20 protein-coding genes are annotated in these 18784 nt (G+C 51.6%); 14 read left to right on the top strand and 6 right to left on the bottom strand.

Annotated elements, in window-relative coordinates:
• Window positions 1-81: 81 nt before the first annotated feature.
• The 4 genes from nadC to C7R73_RS03890 all read right to left on the bottom strand — a co-directional run bounded on the left by nadC (window position 82) and on the right by C7R73_RS03890 (window position 3912).
• Complete coding sequence (nadC, locus tag C7R73_RS03905) at window positions 82-918, bottom strand: carboxylating nicotinate-nucleotide diphosphorylase (RefSeq protein ID WP_106449221.1); 837 nt, start codon at window positions 916-918, stop codon at window positions 82-84.
• Complete coding sequence (locus C7R73_RS03900; protein ID WP_106449220.1) at window positions 908-2188, bottom strand: L-aspartate oxidase; 1281 nt, start codon at window positions 2186-2188, stop codon at window positions 908-910. Before C7R73_RS03900 ends, nadC begins: the two co-directional genes overlap by 11 nt.
• Window positions 2175-3104, bottom strand: coding sequence for a quinolinate synthase NadA (nadA, locus tag C7R73_RS03895; protein ID WP_106449219.1), 930 nt, complete (start codon window positions 3102-3104; stop codon window positions 2175-2177). The genes C7R73_RS03900 and nadA overlap by 14 nt, the downstream gene beginning before the upstream one ends.
• Window positions 3105-3273: 169 nt before the next feature.
• Entirely contained in the window at window positions 3274-3912 is a 639-nt protein-coding gene (locus C7R73_RS03890; RefSeq protein WP_161525859.1) for a ferritin-like domain-containing protein, read from the bottom strand.
• Window positions 3913-4239: 327 nt separating this feature from the next.
• On the opposite strand from C7R73_RS03890, the gene C7R73_RS03885 reads away from it, so the two are divergent.
• From C7R73_RS03885 to C7R73_RS03860, 6 genes are all read left to right on the top strand, one after another.
• Window positions 4240-5061 carry a lantibiotic ABC transporter permease gene (locus C7R73_RS03885; RefSeq protein ID WP_106449217.1) on the top strand — a complete coding sequence of 274 codons (822 nt, stop codon included), beginning with the start codon at window positions 4240-4242 and terminating at the stop codon, window positions 5059-5061.
• Between the two features lie 195 nt (window positions 5062-5256).
• Window positions 5257-5715, top strand: coding sequence for a GyrI-like domain-containing protein (locus tag C7R73_RS03880; protein WP_106449216.1), 459 nt, complete (start codon window positions 5257-5259; stop codon window positions 5713-5715).
• A gap of 40 nt (window positions 5716-5755) precedes the next feature.
• On the top strand, window positions 5756-6166 hold the full coding sequence (locus C7R73_RS03875) for a DUF5655 domain-containing protein (RefSeq protein WP_106449215.1): 411 nt from the start codon (window positions 5756-5758) through the stop codon (window positions 6164-6166).
• Window positions 6167-6199: 33 nt separating this feature from the next.
• The gene (locus tag C7R73_RS03870) at window positions 6200-7585 is read left to right on the top strand and encodes a uridine kinase family protein (protein WP_106449214.1); all 1386 of its coding nucleotides are present in this window, start codon (window positions 6200-6202) and stop codon (window positions 7583-7585) included.
• A gap of 25 nt (window positions 7586-7610) precedes the next feature.
• Entirely contained in the window at window positions 7611-8546 is a 936-nt protein-coding gene (locus tag C7R73_RS03865) for a prenyltransferase/squalene oxidase repeat-containing protein (RefSeq protein WP_106449381.1), read from the top strand.
• 39 nt (window positions 8547-8585) lie between these two features.
• Window positions 8586-9188: a YdeI/OmpD-associated family protein gene (locus C7R73_RS03860; RefSeq protein WP_106449213.1), complete on the top strand. Its 603-nt coding sequence runs from the start codon at window positions 8586-8588 to the stop codon at window positions 9186-9188.
• Window positions 9189-9201: 13 nt separating this feature from the next.
• On the opposite strand, the gene C7R73_RS03855 is transcribed toward C7R73_RS03860, so the two are convergent.
• Window positions 9202-10197, bottom strand: a complete 996-nt coding sequence (locus tag C7R73_RS03855) for an MsnO8 family LLM class oxidoreductase (protein ID WP_106449212.1) — start codon at window positions 10195-10197, stop codon at window positions 9202-9204.
• 186 nt (window positions 10198-10383) lie between these two features.
• Between C7R73_RS03855 and C7R73_RS03850 the strand changes: the two genes are divergently transcribed.
• The 6 genes from C7R73_RS03850 to C7R73_RS03825 are packed head-to-tail and all read left to right on the top strand — an operon-like array spanning window position 10384 to window position 14374.
• Window positions 10384-10626 (top strand): hypothetical protein, encoded by a 243-nt coding sequence (locus tag C7R73_RS03850; protein ID WP_106449211.1) that lies wholly within the window; start codon window positions 10384-10386, stop codon window positions 10624-10626.
• Window positions 10627-10645: 19 nt separating this feature from the next.
• The gene (locus C7R73_RS03845; protein ID WP_106449210.1) at window positions 10646-11065 is read left to right on the top strand and encodes a VOC family protein; all 420 of its coding nucleotides are present in this window, start codon (window positions 10646-10648) and stop codon (window positions 11063-11065) included.
• A gap of 36 nt (window positions 11066-11101) precedes the next feature.
• Window positions 11102-11602: a flavodoxin family protein gene (locus C7R73_RS03840; RefSeq protein ID WP_106449209.1), complete on the top strand. Its 501-nt coding sequence runs from the start codon at window positions 11102-11104 to the stop codon at window positions 11600-11602.
• A 38-nt stretch (window positions 11603-11640) separates the two neighbouring features.
• Complete coding sequence (locus C7R73_RS03835; protein WP_106449380.1) at window positions 11641-12888, top strand: RtcB family protein; 1248 nt, start codon at window positions 11641-11643, stop codon at window positions 12886-12888.
• 19 nt (window positions 12889-12907) lie between these two features.
• Window positions 12908-13882, top strand: coding sequence for a hypothetical protein (locus C7R73_RS03830; protein ID WP_106449208.1), 975 nt, complete (start codon window positions 12908-12910; stop codon window positions 13880-13882).
• A 51-nt stretch (window positions 13883-13933) separates the two neighbouring features.
• Window positions 13934-14374, top strand: coding sequence for a hypothetical protein (locus C7R73_RS03825; protein WP_153060340.1), 441 nt, complete (start codon window positions 13934-13936; stop codon window positions 14372-14374).
• 228 nt (window positions 14375-14602) lie between these two features.
• Here the strand turns inward: C7R73_RS03825 and C7R73_RS03820 are convergent, their stop codons facing one another.
• The gene (locus C7R73_RS03820) at window positions 14603-15250 is read right to left on the bottom strand and encodes an acetate uptake transporter (protein WP_106449206.1); all 648 of its coding nucleotides are present in this window, start codon (window positions 15248-15250) and stop codon (window positions 14603-14605) included.
• A 234-nt stretch (window positions 15251-15484) separates the two neighbouring features.
• Here C7R73_RS03820 and C7R73_RS03815 point away from each other — a divergent pair, with 234 nt between their 5' ends.
• On the top strand, window positions 15485-16339 hold the full coding sequence (locus C7R73_RS03815) for a DUF6544 family protein (RefSeq protein ID WP_106449205.1): 855 nt from the start codon (window positions 15485-15487) through the stop codon (window positions 16337-16339).
• Entirely contained in the window at window positions 16329-18773 is a 2445-nt protein-coding gene (locus C7R73_RS03810; RefSeq protein WP_106449204.1) for a cation-translocating P-type ATPase, read from the top strand. Before C7R73_RS03815 ends, C7R73_RS03810 begins: the two co-directional genes overlap by 11 nt.
• Window positions 18774-18784 lie beyond the last annotated feature (11 nt).

The following is an 18784-nucleotide window of genomic DNA, read 5'->3' as shown; positions in this document are numbered from 1 at the left end:
ACGAAAAAGAATAAGCTGTGGAAAACCATTATAAATGGCTTTTCCACAGCTTATCTGCGTTTTAATGGGTATAACTTTCTGTCAGATCCGTTCCAGGTTCTTCAGCGACAAATCGAGGATCGCCGAAGAGTGGGTCAGGGCGCCTGATGAAAGGTAATCCACTCCGGTATCGCGCAAGGCGGCGATGTTTTCAGCGGTGAGGTTACCGGAGCACTCCACCAAGGCGCGCCCGTCAATCAAACGGACGGCTTCCTTCATATCAGCCGGGGTCATATTGTCCAGCATGATGATGTCGGCCTTCGCTTCGAGCGCCTCTTTGACCATATCCAAGTTTTCCACTTCCACTTCGATCTTATGCACAAAAGAAGCATATTCCCGCGCGGCAGCGACCGCTTGCTTGATGCCGCCCGCCGCAGCGATGTGGTTATCCTTCAGCATAACGCCGTCGGACAGGTTGAAGCGGTGGTTGTGACCGCCGCCGACTTTCACGGCATACTTCTCGAAAATTCGGTTGTTCGGTGTCGTTTTGCGGGTGTCGAGCAGCGTGATGCCGCTCCCATCAAGCAAGTCGACGATTTTGCGGGTATGCGTGGCGATGCCGCTCATGCGCTGCAGATAATTCAGTGCGGTGCGTTCTCCGGACAGGATGACGCGGATATCGCCGATCACTTCAGCCAACAAATCTCCTGATTTGACAGCATCTCCGTCCTGGAAATGGAAAAGCATTTCGGTCGTATCGTCGAGGAGTGCGAAAGTTCTGACAAAAACGTCAAGCCCCGCAATGATGCCGTCCTGTTTGCACAACAGCTCGGCTTTGCCTTGCGTGTAGCCTGTGATAATGGCGTTGATTGAGATATCCTCAGTGGGGATGTCTTCCCGCAGCGCCGCCAAAATCAGACGATCCATATTACTTTGCATGGGCTTCTGCCTCCATTCCGATTTCTTCCAATAGTTTTCTGCGTGCTTCCGTCAAGCCATCCGTGATGGAACGGGCATCCGGTTCGGGAAAAGGACAAGGAAGCGCGCGCTGGAATGCCGCATCGATGGCTTGGGCGGCGCGCTTGCTGAACACCAAGCTTTCCAACAGCGAGTTGCTTGCCAGGCGGTTCTTCCCGTGAACGCCGTTGCAGCTCGTTTCTCCGGCTGCGTACAAGTTAGTCAGCGAAGTTTTGCTGTTCAGATCGACTTCGATGCCGCCCATGAAGTAATGCTGGGCGGGCACGACCGGGATGTGGTCCTCGGTCAGATCATAACCTTCCTGCAGGCAGTGGGCATGTATTCCCGGGAACCTTTCGGAAATCGATCCCTCAACTCGGCCTTTCAGGAGCATCCGGACATAGGGCAAGCGGTCCTTCTCCATCTGGGCGTAGATCGCTTTCGTCAGCAGGTCGCGCGGCAAGAGTTCATCGGCGAAGCGTTTGCCGTCCTTGCCGACAAGGATGGCGCCTTCCCCACGCAGCGATTCCGACATCAGGAAAGCTCTGCCCGGCCGGCCGGTATACAGCGAAGTGGGGTGAATCTGGACATAATTCATGTCCTTGACGCGGATGCCGTACTTCAGCGCAACGGCGATGGCGTCACCTGTCAAATGCGCAAAGTTGGTCGTTTTGCTGAACAGGCCGCCGATGCCGCCGGTGGCGAGCAGGGTAGACTGTGCATAAACGTTGGATAACTTTCCGGACTGGTCGCGGAGCACCGCGCCGTGGCAACGGTCGCCGGCAACCAAAAGATCGACAAGCGTGCTGTTTTCCAGGATGCTCACATTTTTCAGCTCTTTCACCCGTACAATCAGTTTGCTGTTGATTTCCTTGCCGGTCATATCTTTGCAGTGCAGGATCCGGGCTCTGGAGTGAGCGCCTTCTTTGGTGTAGGAGAAGCCGGCTCCCTTTTTGTCGAAGGCGACGCCCAAACCGATCAGATCGTCGATGATTTCCTGCGAGGAGCGGATCATGGCGGCAATGGCCGCCTCGTTGTTTTCGTAGTGGCCGGCACGCAATGTGTCCTCCAGGAAAGGTTCGAAATCCGTTTCATCGCGTTGGACGCAGATGCCGCCCTGGGCAAGGAAGGAATCGTTCTCCTCCAAAGTCCCCTTGGTGACGATCAGGATTTTTTTGTCGCTGTTGAGGTTGAGGGCCGCAAAAAGTCCGGCTACACCCGTTCCGATGATAAGGACATCATAGTTGCGCATGGGTCTTCACCTCAGCCAATTTCATCATCCGTTCCAGCGGCTGCAGTCCTTTGATGCGCAACGATTCATCCATTTCCACAGCAGGTTTGAACGTTTCCAGAGCATAGATGATTTTCTCCACAGTGTTCAGCTTCATGTCGGGACAGACTTGCCCGACGGAAGGGGCATGGAACCTTTTGCCTGGAGAACGTTTTTCCATTTCATGGATGACGCCGATTTCCGTGCAGATGATGAAATCCTGGGCTGGATTCTTTTCGGTGTAGGCGACGAGGTCCGACGTGCTGCCGACAAAATTAGCCAAATCAAGGATTTCCTCCTTGCATTCCGGATGGGCCAGAATTTCGGCTTGCGGCAGGTCACGCTTCATTTTCAGAACATCAACAACGCGGATGCTGGTATGGATTGGGCAGTACCCGTCATTGAAGAGGAGCGTTTTCTCGGGAAGCTGATGCGAAATGTATCTGCCCAGGTGCTCGTCGGGAATGAAGTAGATGTAGCGGTTGGGAAGAGCGGCGATGACGTTTTTTGCATTGGATGACGTGACGCAGACATCGGCGTGGGCCTTTATTTCGGCGGTGGAATTGATGTAGCAGACCACAGCAACGTCTTCATAAGTTTCACGGATTTTCTGGATGTCGCGTATCTTGACCATGTGGGCCATCGGACAATCCGCTTTCAGGTCGGGCATCAGGACAACTTTCTCCGGATTCAGCATCTTCGCACTTTCGCCCATGAAGGCGACGCCGCAGAAAACGATCACTTTTTCCGTGACCTGTGCTGCAATTTTGCTCAAATAGTACGAATCCCCGATAAAATCTGCGATATCTTGAACGGCTCCAGGAACGTAGTAGTGTGCGAGAATGACGGCATCTTTTTCTGCTTTCAGCTGCAATATTCTTTCCGTAAGTTCATCCATTTGTGCGACCCCTTTTTTATGATAGTTTAATGAAAACGACTATATCACGTAACTTTACAGGTGTCAAGACACCTTGTGAAGAAAAGCACTTTTGTTGCCAATAAACAGCGAACGATGCAAAAAAGCCTTTCCCAAAAATAGGGGAAAGGCTTTTATAGTTGTTGGACTATCAATATTTTTCGAGGCTCTTATTGAACGCATCCAGATGTCCTTCGGAAGCGTTGCGCAAAGCCGTAAAGGTGGCGCGAACGTCATCCGGGATATCCTGTTCGAGGAATTTGTTGTACATCGCGATGTTGTCCACTTCTCCCGTGGCGCAATTCTCTAATGCTTCCTTGATGTCTGCCGCCCGTTGGATGTAATTAGCTGATTCATCAGTTGGAACCGTCAAGTCGTATTTTTCGAACAGAACGGTCATTTCAGAGATGTGTTGGGCTTCAGAAGAAATGATATTGTTGAACGGCGCTTGATCCCCCAATGTTTCAAGTACGTAGGCGTATTCTCCGTGGGCCAATTGCTCATCCTGGATGGCATAGATGAACATCTCTTCCATCGTCAGATCGTCGTCCGCCAAGGCGCCGACCGCACCGTAGATGTAGGGCGCTACAATCGAATCGTCTTCATCCATGTCGCTTTCTTCACTGTCTTCCATTATGGATTCATCTTGTTCGGAACTGCTCTCGACCATTTCCGAGGAGCCGACTGCCGAAGAATCGCTTGTCGCAGCATCGTCAACCGCTGTGCAACCGACCAAGAGCAACAGGCTCAACAATGCGGCCGACCCATAGAGCTTCTGCTTCCTGTTCATTTTTTTTCGTCCTTTCATGTAAAGAGATAGGAGTGATTGGGAGGGGAGATTGGTAAGAGACTAAACTTTTCAGATGTTGGATGGCAAATTTGGACGAAGATTTTGTCACCTTAAAAATACGCTTCATTTAGGGGAATGTCAAAAAATTGGGGCTTACCGGCAGCAAAATTTCTCATCCCCATCGTTATCTCAATATTTGCATAGATGCTTATTTTTGAGTACTATTGACTTAGGAGAATACTTTACTTATTGCGCAATATGCTATATATCTGGTTATCCAAGGCAATTATATTTCTTATCCAGCACTACGAAAGAGGAGGAAATAAGATGGAAACAAAATTGGAAACGAAACAACTCGAAACACCCATCAAAATCGCAGTCGTCGTGACGTATCTGATCATGATCGCCGTCAATGCCATGGCGAATATCCTGCCGATCAACGGCATCGACACTGGCGCGGTATCGGACTCCTATCCGAACCTGTTTGCGCCCGCCGGATTGACCTTTTCGATCTGGGGCGTCATCTACCTTTTGTTGGCGGGTTACACACTTTACCAATTCGGCTTATTCCAAGGGGATAAAGGCAAGGTGAAGACGGAGTTGCTGCGGAAAGTCGGCATCGTTTTTTCGGTCAATTCAGTGGTGAATACCGCTTGGATCTTCAGTTGGCATTACCGCCTAATCGGCTTGTCGGTGATCCTGATGCTGGTGCTTCTGCTGAGCCTGATCTACATCAACCAGACAATCCTAAAGGAAAAACTCGATCAGAAGGAAAAACTGTTCATCCGTCTGCCTTTCAGCGTCTATTTCGGCTGGATCACAGTGGCGACGATCGCGAACATCACAACGCTTCTGGTCGATATCGGTTGGAATGGCTTCGGGATCTCCGAGTCGATCTGGACAATCCTGATCATCATTATCGGGCTTGTGATCGGAGCCGTCACGATGATACGCAACCACGATATCGCATATGGGCTTGTGATCATTTGGGCTTATGCGGGCATCCTGATCAAACACATGTCGCAGGACGGATTTGCCGGGCAATATTCGAGCATCATCACGACCGTCATCGCCTGCATCGTGCTGCTGGGTGTGGCGATCGGCTATGTGCTTTTTGCGAAGAAACAAGCTCCATCTATCCTTAAATGATTACAATTTTGATAATGGTGTAGTTTGATTGACTAGAAACAGGCCTCGGCAACGATTCAACTGAATTGGTGCCGGGACTTGTTTTTGCGCGCTTTCAGCCCCTTTCCGACGGCCATCGTATTGATGGTCGTGCGGATGCGGAAGTGATAAAATAAGCATGAGACAATGGGCTTCAGAAAAGGAGACGTGGAGAAAATGAGCTTTGTTATCGAAATGGTGGAAACGCAGGAACAACCGACTTTGGTTTTGAAAACGGTTACTCCAGTAAGCGAGCTTCCGAAAATATTGGGGAAGGCCTTCATGGACATCGTCACGCACATCATGGAATTGGGTGAACAGCCGGTTGGGCCGGCTTTCGTCGGCTATTTCAATATGGATATGGAAAGGCTCGAATTGGAAATCGGTTTTCCGGTATCCAAAGCGCTACCGGGCAAAGGCGATATCCTTGTGGGGAGCATTCCGGCAGGCAAACAGGTTAGTTGCATGTACAAAGGTCCGTATATGGAGATGCCGCCCGCTTATGAGGAAATCCAGAAATGGATCAAGGATAATGGCTACAAGCCGCTAGGTCCGGTTTATGAACACTATTACAATTCTCCGGAAGAGGTTCCCGAAAGCGAACTGCTGACGAAAATCGTATTCCTGGTGGAGTGAGAATCCGCCAATCCCTATTTCAAAAAATGAGGCGATACCTATGACAGACGTACTGATCAACAAAGAAGTGGAAGCATTTTTTGCCGGGAAACCGGAAACCAAAGCTTTGTTCATGGCTGTGGAAAGGATAATCCGGGCGATTGGACCCGCCATTATCACAGTGACAAAGACCCAGATTTCTTTTGCCACGCGGACACAATTCGCCTGGGTCTGGATGCCCCAGCCGACGGACAGAAAGCGGCCGTTGCACAGCCTGGTGCTGAGCTTCGGCTGTGGGCGCCAGATTGTGCATGATCAGATTGTCGAAGCCATCGAACCGTACCCCGGCAGATGGACGCACCACGTCATCATTGCGGAGGAAGCGGATCTGACGGCGGCTGTCGATGCTTGGATGCGGGAAGCGTACCGGTTCTCGGAAACGCGGGGAAGGCAGTCTGCTTCAAAGATATAAGTAACCGCAAAGCGAGCGCGAGGGGGAAACAGTATGAGTGAGACGCATCTGCACAAAGGACGCCAGACAGTCAAATTGGGTTTGATCAAGGTTGTGCATGACCTCTTTCCGGAGGAGATACTGAAGACATCTTACTCCATTTTGGAAGGGGTCTTCTGCAACCTTTACGGATCGATTCTGTCGACAAGGGAAGTGAAGCAGATCGAACGGAAACTGCGGGAGTGGGTCGAAAAGGACAGCGGTATCGTGTTGCTCCGGAAAGAAGGCGGCTATTACCATTATCAGGTGGGTGATATCATCGTGAAGGCCGTCTATCCGGCTTTTACGGATACCTTCCTCGTGGAACCTTTTACCATTCTGCCGTTTTCCTATGGGTTCATCGTGGATTTCGGGGACATCGACAAAGGCAGCGACAGACCACTGATTCCGCCGGTGCAGCTATCAGCTGCGTTCGAAAAGAATCAACGCTGGATGGATAATATCAACATTGAACAGGTTCAAGACGTGAATGACTATATCCGATCCGGCCGCACGATGAAGTTGGTCAGCATCGCCGAGGCTTTGCATGAAAAGGAAATTTCCATCATTGCGGACGCCATTCTACAGCATCGGCGCGCCTTGCGCCTGCTGTTGGTTTCGGGGCCTTCCTCTTCAGGGAAAACGTCCTTTTCCCAAAGACTGTCGACGCAGCTGGAAGTGAACGGGCTGAAGCCGATCGCACTGTCGTTAGACCATTATTTCGTGAACAGGGAGCATACGCCTCGGGATGCCGACGGAAAGTACGACTTCGACAGCATGGAGGCGTTGGATCTGCCCTTGCTGAAGCAACAAATCGCGCAGCTGATCGCCGGCGAGCGTGTATCCGTTCCTCAATTCGACTTCATCACCGGCCAGCGCCTGGCCGAATATAAACCGATGCAGGTCGGTCCATCAGAGATCCTTATCATTGAAGGCATCCATGCGCTGAATCCGGAATTGGTCACCAGCATCAACCGCAACCTTATCTACAAAATCTATATCAGTGCACTCGGCGGCCTCAACATCGACCTGATGAGCCGGGTTCCGACTTCGGAAATCCGTCTGCTCCGCCGTTTGGTGAGGGACGACAAATACAGGGGCGTCACGCCGGAAAATACGATCCATCAATGGGAAAGCGTGCGCCGCGGCGAGTACCAGAACATCTTCAAGTTCCAGGAAGAGGCTGACGTGATGTTCAATTCCAGCATGATTTATGAGATGAATGCCCTGCGCCCGTATGCGGAAACGGCGCTGCAGAAGATTCCGGCCGACAGCCCCTATTACGACACGCGCGAACGGCTCCTTAATTTGCTGAGTTTCTTCGAACCCTTGGATGTATCAAAGGTGCCGTTCAATTCCATTTTAAGGGAATTCATCGGCGGCAGCATTTATTACGATTGAACCGAAAAAGGAAGGGCCGATGAAAATGGAACGGACAGAAATCATCGCGTGGCTTCTGGAAGGCGATGCAGCGATCCAATATCAGACAAGACGCGATCTGTTGCATGAAGACCCGGCTGCGTTGGCTGACCTGAGGAACAGGATAGTAAAGGAAGGTTGGGGCCGTGCTTTTCTGGAACGACAACAACCGGATGGCCATTGGGGTCGCGCGTTTTACCAGCCGAAATGGGCGAGCAGTCATTACACCTTGGTGGATCTGCGCAACCTTTGTATCCCGGCAACATCGGAAATCAAGAAGGCGCTGGCACTCATCCTCGCCACTTCAATCGGTCCGGACGGCGGCATCAATCCATCAAAAGACATCAACCAGAGCGATGTCTGCATCAACGGGATGTTCCTGAACTATGCCTGCTACTTTGGGATGGAAGAGGAAAAGCTGAGGTCGGTGATCGATTTCATCATTAGCCAGCAGCTAGCCGATGGCGGCTTCAATTGTCGGCTGAACCGTTCCGGAGCCCGGCACAGTTCGATGCATTCCACGATTAGCGTCCTGGAGGGCATCCGTGAGTACATCAAGGCCGATTATGCCTACAGGGCGGAGGAGTTGAAGCGGATTGAAGGAGAGGCACAGGAATTTCTTTTGCGGCACCGGCTGTACAAATCCGACCATACCGGAGCAATCATTCATCAGAGCTTTTTGAAACTGGTCTACCCGCCGCGTTGGCGCTATGATATTTTACGTGCGCTCGATTATTTCCAAAGTGTCGGTTATCCCTATGACGAAAGGCTGCAGGATGCTGTGGAGGTTCTGAAGCAGAAGCGTTTGCCTGATGGACGCTGGAAAACGCAGGCTCATCATCCTGGCGAGGTGCATTTCCTGATGGAACAAGCCGGAAAAGTGAGCCGCTGGAATACGCTCAGATGCCTGCGGGTGTTGGAATACTATAATCAGGACTATTGAGTTTTAAAGGAAAAAAGTCGACGCGGAAGGGGCACTCAGATGACTGCAACCGGATTTCCAAAAGAGTGGCTCAGCTTGCAAGGGCCTCAGGAATGGCATGACTGGCTGGCGCACAACCATGATCAAAAGGATCAGGTTTGGCTGAAGATCAAAAAAGCCCACGCTGAAGGGGCTGGTATCCTGCTTGCGGAAGCGGTCGAAGAGGCGCTCTGTTTCGGCTGGATCGACGGCAAAATGTACAGTCTGGATGAATCCAGCTTCATCATCCGCTTGACTCCTCGCAGGCCGGGAAGTGTCTGGTCACTGGTCAATCGACGGCGTGCTGAAGCTTTGGTTGAGGCAGGAAGGATGACTGAAGCTGGTTTGGCGGTGATCCTGGATGCGAAGGCCAGCGGGAAATGGCAAGCGGCCTATTCTTCGAAGGAAGTTCCGGAGCTGCCCGATGAATTGGAGCAGGCATTCAGGGCTGACCCAGCTGCCCGCGCGTGTTTCGAAGACTGGCCGACCGGAGAAAAGGCCCACTATCTTTTCTGGATCGCCCAAGCTAAACGTGCGGATACCCGCCAAAAAAGGATTACCGAAACATTGGAACGGGCAAAAGCAAAAAGAGACCATCCCCGTGAAGAGGATGACCGATCTTGATGCGGCAGACAGTCTACAGCAACTCCTGCGCCAATAGGGAATAGGTTTTGAGCCGCGCTTGTTGGGAATGCGGCATGCTGATGATCATCGCTTCGTCGAACCCGTACTGGTTCTGCAGATTCAGCAATGTTTCGGCTGCCTCTGTTGCGGTCCCGAGAATATGCGTTTTGCGGATGTCGTTGATGAGTTGCTTCTCGATTTCCGTCAACGGGTAAGCGGCGGCTTGTTCCGGGGTCATCAGATTGTTGCGCATCATGCCGCGGAAGAGCTGCATCTTGAAGATTGCATACGGCAACTCTTCGTAGAGCGCTTCTTCGCGCGTATCCGCGACGATGGCATGGAAAGCGACGCTGATCTGTTTTTCGGGAATGGCTGCGGACGGAACAAAATGCTGCTTGTAGAGATCGAAAATGCTTTTATCAAGCGTCCCGGTGAAGAACTGCGCGAACGAATAGCCGACGCCCATTCTGCCGGCCTGCACGGCACTGTTTCCGCTCGAACCCAATAACCAGGTCTGCGGAACGGTCACATCTACAGGCGCCGCGGGAGTGTCCCGGTAAAGTGGATCCTGAGGTTTCCGGTCTTCCAAAAGATCCAATATCGTCCGCAGTTTTTCGTAATGATTGTCCAATTGGGGCGGGTTGCCTTGCGCCAATGCGTACATGGACTGACGATCGCCTCCGGGGGCACGGCCGACGCCCAAATCGATCCGACCGGGCGCAAAGCCGGACAAAGTTTTGAAGACTTCCGCGATTTTCAAAGGGGAGTAATGCATCATCATGACGCCACCGGTACCGACACGGATCCGATCCGTTGCGGCCGCGATGAAGGCCGCGATGATTTCAGGTGCCGCGCTTGCCATCAGTTGGCTGCCGTGATGCTCGGCGAACCAAATGCGTTCGTACCCGAGGCTGTCCCCTAAACGGGCGAGTTCTTTGGCGTTCTGCAGGGACTGCTCGGCTGTGCCGCCTGCTGTGATGTGGACTTGGTCCAAGATGCTGAGTTTCATAATTTCCTCCGATTTTTCATTCTGAATAAATTTGTGCAGGCATTGTGCGAAATGCTGATAGCTTGACTATAACAAACCGAGTCGCTTGGGACAAAGAATCAGCTTTCAAAATGTAAGCGGAGGAGGCGCGGAATCGAAAACAAAGAAAGAAGTGTCTAAAATGAAAGCAATCATAAAAAATTCCTGTTGACGGCAATTCCGGCCGGGATCCTGACCTACATGGCAGCGATGGTGACGAAGGTGCCGACAATCGTCAGCGCCTACCGCAAGAGCATCATCTGGACGGCTGTGGTGTTGGGGTTGTACGCAATCATCGCCGTAGGGAATGACAATATCGGGCCTATTTTTGGGTCGTACGCCTTCTACCTGTTGCTGCTGGGGGTCTTCCTCGGGCCGGTGCTGTATGCCAAATTCAAGCGATTATCTTAACGGAAAAGGAAGTGGGTAAATGAGTCTCATCCATCATATCGAAATCAATGTCAGCGATCTGGCGGCCAGCAAGCATTTTTGGTCCTGGCTGTTGGAAAAGCTGGGCTTCAGCAAATATCAGGAATGGGATCAAGGCTTCAGCTACAAGGAAGAGGATACTTACATCGTCTTCGTCCAGACAGCCGAACGCTTCCTGGATGAATCCTATCACCGCGGCCGGACAGGATTGAACCATCTCGCTTTCGCGGTCGATACAGAGCATCAGGTGGACGAATTATATATGGAACTGCAAAGTCGCGGCATCCCGCTTTTGTATCCCGAAAGACATCCTTTCGCAGGCGGAAAAGAATACTACGCCGTCTTTTTCGAAGACCCCGATCGGATTAAAGTCGAGGTTGCGGCAAGGTCCCCATTCGGACAAACAAAACACATTCATTAATGGTGAAAATTATATAAAAAGAAAGTGGGAAAGGCTATGGAAATCGGGATCATCATCCACTCATTGACGGGAAATACTTTGTCGGTAGCAGAGCGGCTGCAGGAAAGACTTATAGCTGACGGGCATGACGTGGAAATGGAACAGCTCAAGACTATCGGGGAGGAAAACACGAACGAAACGAACAGCGGGAACATCACACTGAAGTCCTATCCGGATCCGCAAGCACACGATCTCCTGATAATTGCCGGACCGGTAAGAGGAGCTTCGGCTTCCCCAGTCCTGAAGCATTATTTTTCGCGGGTCGGACAATTTGAGAACAAACCCACGCTCCTGTTTGTGACCGAGTTCTTCCCTTTCCCGTGGATGGGCGGAAAAAATGCCTTGAAGCAGATGACAGCACTTTGCGAAGAACATGGCGCCGACGTTATCGGCAGCGGTGTCATCAACTGGAAAAATCCGCGCCGCGAAAGGCAGATCACGGATTTGCTGCAGCAGTTCAGCGATTTGGCAACGCGGATGGACCAAAAAGTCAAATAGTGCATGCGACAAGCTATCCAGAAAGGGGCATCAATCAGATGATAACCATCTTCAATCCCGAGGAACAGAAGTGGCCAATCAAGGTGTGGCTGGAGAATGAGGAACAGATAGGCGAGGATTGTCTGCAGCAAGCGAAGAATTTGGCGAATTTGCCGTTTCTGTATCAATGGGTTGTATTGATGCCGGATACGCATTCCGGCTATGGCATGCCAATCGGGGGCGTCATCGCTGCCGAAAAGGTTATCATTCCGAATGCGGTCGGGGTGGATATCGGCTGCGGGATGAGCTTTGTCCAGACGAACGTTCCGGTAGAACGGCTGATCGAAATCGAGACGCCGAACGGGAAACTGGCCCAGGCGATCGCGGGCGACATCCTGCGGAATATCCCAACTGGCTTCGAGCACCATAAGAAAAAACAGCAATGCGAATCGGTCGCCCGCTTCCTTGATGGCATGACACCCGAGGAAAAGGAAACAATGCCGCAGGAATTGATGAAGGAACTGGACGATGCCGCCTATCAAGTCGGCACGCTCGGCAGCGGCAACCATTTCATCGAACTGCAGACGGACGATCAGGGAAAGCTTGGCATCATGCTGCATTCCGGGTCGCGCAATCTGGGCTTCAAGATCTGCCATTATTTCAACGATCTGGCCAAGGAAGTGAACAGACAGGACCAGTCTCCGGTCCCTCCTGAGTGGGATCTGGCTTATTTTTCCACCGAAAGTGATCTCGGGAAACTGTATCTGCGTTGGATGAAATTGGCGATGGATTTTGCCGAAGAAAACCGCAACCAGATGATGGAGAAGGTGCTCGATATCGTCCGACTCTGGGTGAAAAAGTACGCCGGCATCAACCACGTCAATTTGTCGGATGCCGTCCACTGCCACCACAATTATGCCGCACTGGAAGAACACTTCGGCAAAGAAGTCTGGGTCCACCGCAAAGGAGCCATCCGCGCCGGTACTGGCGAAATGGGCATCATCCCGGGAGCAATGGGAACGTATTCCTATCTTGTGAAAGGCAAAGGCAATCCGGAAAGCTTCCTTTCCTGTTCGCATGGGGCGGGCAGGCGCATGAGCCGTTTGGATGCCAGGGAACAGTTCAGTGTCCAGGACACCATTCTGGATTTGAGGGCATTAGGCGTTTTTCTGGCGAAAGCCAAACGGACAGATGTCGGTACGGAATCGCGTTTCGCCTACAAGGCCATCGACTTTGTGCTCTCACAGGAACTGGATCTCGTCGAACCGGTCCGCCGCCTCAAGACCGTAGCGGTAATCAAAGGCTGAAAAGAAAAGAGGGACAAAAATGGAACTGCAGGAAAGGTACATCGCGGCCGGCCTGAAACATATCCCGCCGACCGAAAAAGATGAAGTGGAAAAAGCCATGCGCCGCATCATCGCGGAGCGGCTGCAAGAACGCGGCGATCCTTCCGAAGAGACAGAACGCGAAGTGTTGAGAGGATTGGGGAGTCCGAGGCTTCTGGCTGAAAAGCAACTGAGGGAACCGCCCCATCTGATCGGTCCGGAGCTGTACGGCACCTACCTCCTGATCGTGAAAATCGTCATGATTGTGGCGGTCATCGGTACGCTGATCGGGAATACCGTCGATTTCATAGTCAATGATGTGGACTTGCTGCGTTATTTCGCCATAAGTTTCGCGACGGCAATCAGTGCGGCAATCGGCGCCTTCGGGTGGGTGACGCTCGTGTTCGCCATCATGGAAAGGACGGCAAAAGTGAAAATCCTGACAGAAATCCAGGAAGACTGGAGTCTGGCTGATCTGCCTGAGAAGGAAGTTCCGCAGAAACCGTTCAGCAGAGTCGGGGTCATCGTCGGCATCATCTTTACGGTGCTGTTCATCATTCTCGTCAACCAATACAGTCATCTAGTGGGATTCTACTATACGTTGGACGGCAGCAGGGAAATGATTCCGATGTTGAATCAGGAAGTGTTCCGAGGTTACCTGCCTTACATCAACGGCATGTTGGTGCTGCAATTGCTGTTCTCAGCCAGCAAACTTGTTTTCAGAAAGTGGACCTATCCGGTTGCGATCGCCAATCTGATTTTGAATGTGCTTTCGTTTGTATTGTTGTGGTTCATCCTTCAAGATGCAGCCATCCTGAATCCGGAGCTTGTCGCAAAAATCGCCGAAGCCACGGATGGACAACGGGTACTTAATACTGCATTCAACTCAATCAAGGCTGTCTTCCTGTTCATCTTTCTGTTGGACTCGTTCGAAGGGTTCCATGATGCCTACAAAAACAGCAAAAAGCCGGGCTGAACCGGCAAACTAGTTCTGCGGGTATGTGAAAAGCGGAGTGGATGGTCTATAATGGGAATGCAAACAAAACAGGTTCCCGCAGAGCGGCGAACCGGTATTTTTGGAGGGAACAACTTAAACATGGAACAGTCAAAAGTGAAAGAATATATCCTTCTTAACGAAGTCACGAACGAATATTTGACGCGCGTCACCTTCATGGGCAGCGCCGTCTACAAGACGACCACGCTCGATTTGGCGATGCGTTTCTCCGAGCAGGACAGGGAAAACCTGGAGGCGGTGGGTGCCGGCAATCCGGATAAGGTACTGAACAACATCGAAGCGACGGCATTTGGAAACGACAGCGATGTGAAGGAAACATACAGACTCTCCAACCTGAGTTTCCTGTCGATCAACGACTTGACGCCGGAAGAACGGGCAGCCTTCGATCAGGAAATCGAAGAAGGCAAAAAGAAAGCCGCCAGAATCCATTGCTGCCGGATCGTCAGCAGATAGATCGCCAATACACGACCAGCAGCAATCAATCGAACCAGTCATTATTCAGGACAGAGCAGTAGGCAAATTTTCAGGTCAGGTTGCACAAGCCAGCCCCGTTAAAAAGATTGCTGTTGACTTCGAATGACACTCCTCACCGAATGGTAGAGGAACGCCACCGAAAAGACAAAAAACGGGCGCTATGCAATCATGTTGCATAGCGCCCGTTTTTTTATTGGATTCAGTTGTTTATTTGCTTGTAGCTACTTCAACGTTTGCTGTTTTTTTGACAGCCGTCACATTGCCCAACGGCAGGACTTCTTCGCCATAGACTTCGTTCAAAACTTGTGCCAAAGCACCGTAGATGGCTGATAATCCGCAGAAAATACCTTCGTAACCAGCGATTCTTGAAATCATTTCATTGCCCGTGAAGTCTCCTAAAGCAAGCAGGAAGAAAAGCAATGTCAAAGAACCGAAGACGATCTGCAGGTTTTTGCTGATGCGCAATGTTCCGACGAACATACCCAAAGTGAACAGTCCCCACATGAACAGGTAAGCAGCCATCGCTTGAGCTGATGCCGCTTCACCCATGCCAAGACCTGGCATAACAATCGTTCCGACAAGGGAAAGCCAGAAGAAGCCGTAAGAAGTGAAGGCAGTTGCGCCGAAAGTGTTGTTTTTCTTGAATTCCATGATGCCGGCAATGACTTGTGCCATGCCGCCGAAGAAAATACCCATAGCCAAAATCATCGTGTTCATCGGGAAGTAACCTGCATTGTGGATGTTCAAGAGGACTGTTGTCATTCCGAAGCCCAATAAGCCAAGTGGTGCTGGATTAGCAGTGAATTCTTTCAAGCTGACGATCGTGTTGTTCTGTGTATTTGATGCGTTTTTCATTAGTAGTCCGTTCTCCTTTGATTTCAAATCTGAAAATAATGTCAGGGTGATTATATCCATATTGCATGCTGTCGTCAATCTGTTTCGTTGAAAGTACACCAAAAGTTCATTTTTGATGCGACGGCAAGTGCTTCTGGATGTAAGCGTTCTTTCTATATAAGAGCTGTGAAGAAGTGATTCTGCAGAGAAAATAATAAAACGATTTTGAGAGATTTCGAAAGGATGGAAGAGAAAATGATAGCAATAAAGAAAATCATTGCGGTCGGTGGGGTCCTGATCGGGACTGCCGGCGTAGTTCATGCCTATCTGCGCACGGCGCCATCGAAGGCTGCTAGGGAATTCACCGATTTAGCGGAGGATTTAGTGAAGGAAACGGAGCCTATCAAGGGACGCTTCACGGAAGCGGATATTGCGACGCTGCCGGGCCCTGTCCGACGCCATCTGCGCCGTTGCGGTCATCTCGGGAAACCGAAGATGGCTTACATGAAGGTAGTTTTCCCGGATGTCGCTTTTTCGCTCGGAAAGGGAAAAAAGACCATCAAGATTGCCTACACGCAATATAACTTTGTGGACGGGCCCGACCGCATCGCCTACATCGACAGTTCGCTCTACGGCATACCTTTTGAAGGTGTGGATGCCTACGTCGACGGCAAGGGCTCGATGAAAGGGATCGTGGCAAAAAATATCACACTGTTCGACATTGATGGAGAAGCGATGGACAAGGCCAGTTTGGTGACGTACCTCTCCGAATGCCTCTTTGTTCCGAATGCCGCTCTTCAGGACTACATTCGTTGGGAGGCGATCGATGCGCACCATGCCAAAGCGGTGATTACAGCGCATGGGACCACTGCGGAAGGAATCTTCACGTTCAATGAAGATGATGAGATGATTGCCTTTTCGACCAATGACCGGGAAGCCACGACGATGGATGGGAGAAGCGAGAAAGTCAGATGGTCAGCCATCTGCGGCGGATACAAGGAAATCAACGGCATCCGTCAACCGACGGAACTGAAGGCGGTCTGGCACTACGACGAAGGGGATTTTACTTACTTTGATGCGAAAGCTGCGATGATGAGCTATGACAAATAATAATGATTGGAATGAATGGAAAGGATTGACGGAAGCGGAAGCGGCTGAACGGAGAGTCCGATACGGAGCGAATGCACTGCCGGTACCGCGGCATCGCCTCCTGGGCCTGATTCTGAGACAATTCCGGGGCATTTTCAATCTTATGCTGCTGATTGCGGCGGGCGTGACCTTCTCGCTGGGAGAGCCAATCGATGGTGCCTTCATCCTACTGTTTGTGTTCCTTGGGACAGCACTCAACGTCTATCAGGAACACAAATCGAATCAAGCAGCCGATAAATTGAAAGCCTATCTGCTGAGTACAATAACGGTGATGAGGGACGGAGTGGAAAAGGAAGTGCCTACCGAGATGTTGGTGCCCGGAGATACCCTGAAGCTCGAGTCAGGCGATATCGTGCCTGCAGATGCCATTGTCCGCGTTGCCCGCGATCTGTTGGTCGATGAAACGACATTTACTGGAGAGTCCATTCCGGTTACGAAACGTGCGTCCGCTTCAAGTACAACCGCTACCGACAAGAATACGGTCGCCGCCGATGAAGAGCGCCTGCTGCAAGGGGTTGTGATTGTGCGGGGGAATGCCTTGGCTGAAGTCACCGCAATTGGTCTGGAAACGAAGTTGGCTCATATCGCTGCAACGGCATCAACCGTCCAGGCGGAGAGCGAACTGGTCAAGAGCGTGGATAAAATCAGCAACTTCATCATGAAAGTGACGCTGCTGACGCTCGGACTCGTTGTGGTGGCGAACATTCTGATCGAAGGCCGGCAAGCGGATGTCACAGGACTGCTGATCTTCGCGATTGCCCTAGCTGTGTCGGCCATCCCGGAAGCTTTGCCGTTGGTGCTGACATTCTCGCTTTCCCGGGGAGCTTTGGAATTCGCCAAGCGTGATGTCATCGTCAAGCGGCTATCCGCGGTCCAGGATTTGGGATCAGTCAATCTGTTGTGCACCGATAAGACCGGCACAATCACGGAAAACCATCTTGTCTTCAGCAATGTCTATCCGATGGCGGGATCGCCTTACGATCCACTGGTCTTGGCGCGCTTGGCCGCCATCAACCTGCATGATCGGATACCGGAACCTTTCGACCATGCAAGCGATGAGGCCCTCACACCCGAGCAACGGCAAATTGTGGACCGCTACAGTCTCGTGCAGGAGGAGGCTTTCGATCCGGCGCTGCGCAGCAACGGTGCGTTCGTGAAACAGGCGGACGGCAAAACACTGCATATCCGCCGCGGAAGCCCTGAATATTTCTTTGGCGAAGGGCAGATTTCCCGGGATGCAGTCGCGGATTGGCTAGAGGCGGAAGAAGAAAAGGGGCACCGGGTACTGGGCGTGAGCTACGATGACGGCAGTGGTGCACATTTCGGCGGATTTGTCTCTTTCGTGGACCGCATCAAGGATTCCACTATTGCGACCGTAGCGGCCGCAAAACAGATGAATGTCGCTATCACGGTAATCACAGGAGATGCTTTGAAGGTTGCCGAGGCCATCGGAAGGGAAGCCGGTCTGGTGACGGAGAGCGCTGAAGTTACGGAGGCGGCTGCGTTTTTGGCATTATCTCTGGCCGAAAGGAAGAAACGCCTATCCTCGATTCGGGTCTTTGCCAGGACGACGCCGGAGCAAAAGTTGGAACTCATCCAACAGCTGAAGGAACAGTTTACGGTCGGTTACTTGGGTGAAGGGATCAATGACGCGCCGGCTCTGAAGGCGGCGCATGTCTCGATGGTCGTGCAATCCGCGGCCGATGTCGCCCGCGAGACCGCTGATATCGTATTGCTCCAGAACGATCTGCGGGTGATCATTGAAGGCATCCGCTTCGGGCGAGAAACGCACGCCAATACAATGAAATACATCCGCGCCACGTTGATCTCGAACTTCGGTAATTTTTATGCGGTCGCCATCGGCTCACTCTTCATAAGCTTTTTGCCGATGCTGCCGAAACAGCTGCTGCTCCTGAATCTGCTTTCCGATTTTCCGATGATGGCCATCGCGTTTGACCGGGTATCGGCCCAGGAAGTGGAACGGCCACAGCGATATGATCTGCATTCCCTCTACATCATTTTTGTCACGATGGGACTCGTGAGCACGGTCTTCGATTTCATCTGTTTCGGGCTGTTCTATCGGATTTCCCCTGCAGTGCTGCAGACCAACTGGTTCATCGCCAGCGTATTGACGGAGATATTGTTGATGTTCTCGATACGTTCCTTGTTGCCAATCACCAAAGCAGGCTGGCCGGCGCCGTCGATTGTGGTCCTATCGGTGATTGCAATGGTACTTGCCGTCAGCTTGCCGATGATTCCCGCTACTGCCGCCTTCTTTGAATTCCAAACGCCGACACTGGCGCATTTGGGGATCATTTTTGGGATCGCCTCCGCTTATCTTGTCGTCACGGAACTCGTCAAACGTCCGTTGTCCGGTTTCGTCAAAAAGAGATAGAACCAGAAAAG

Origin of the sequence: Trichococcus alkaliphilus, assembly GCF_003008695.1 — a bacterium.
Lineage (GTDB): Bacteria > Bacillota > Bacilli > Lactobacillales > Aerococcaceae > Trichococcus > Trichococcus alkaliphilus.
The sequence above is the reverse complement of the archived record's forward strand: the minus strand, read 5'-3'. Positions and strand labels throughout refer to the sequence as shown.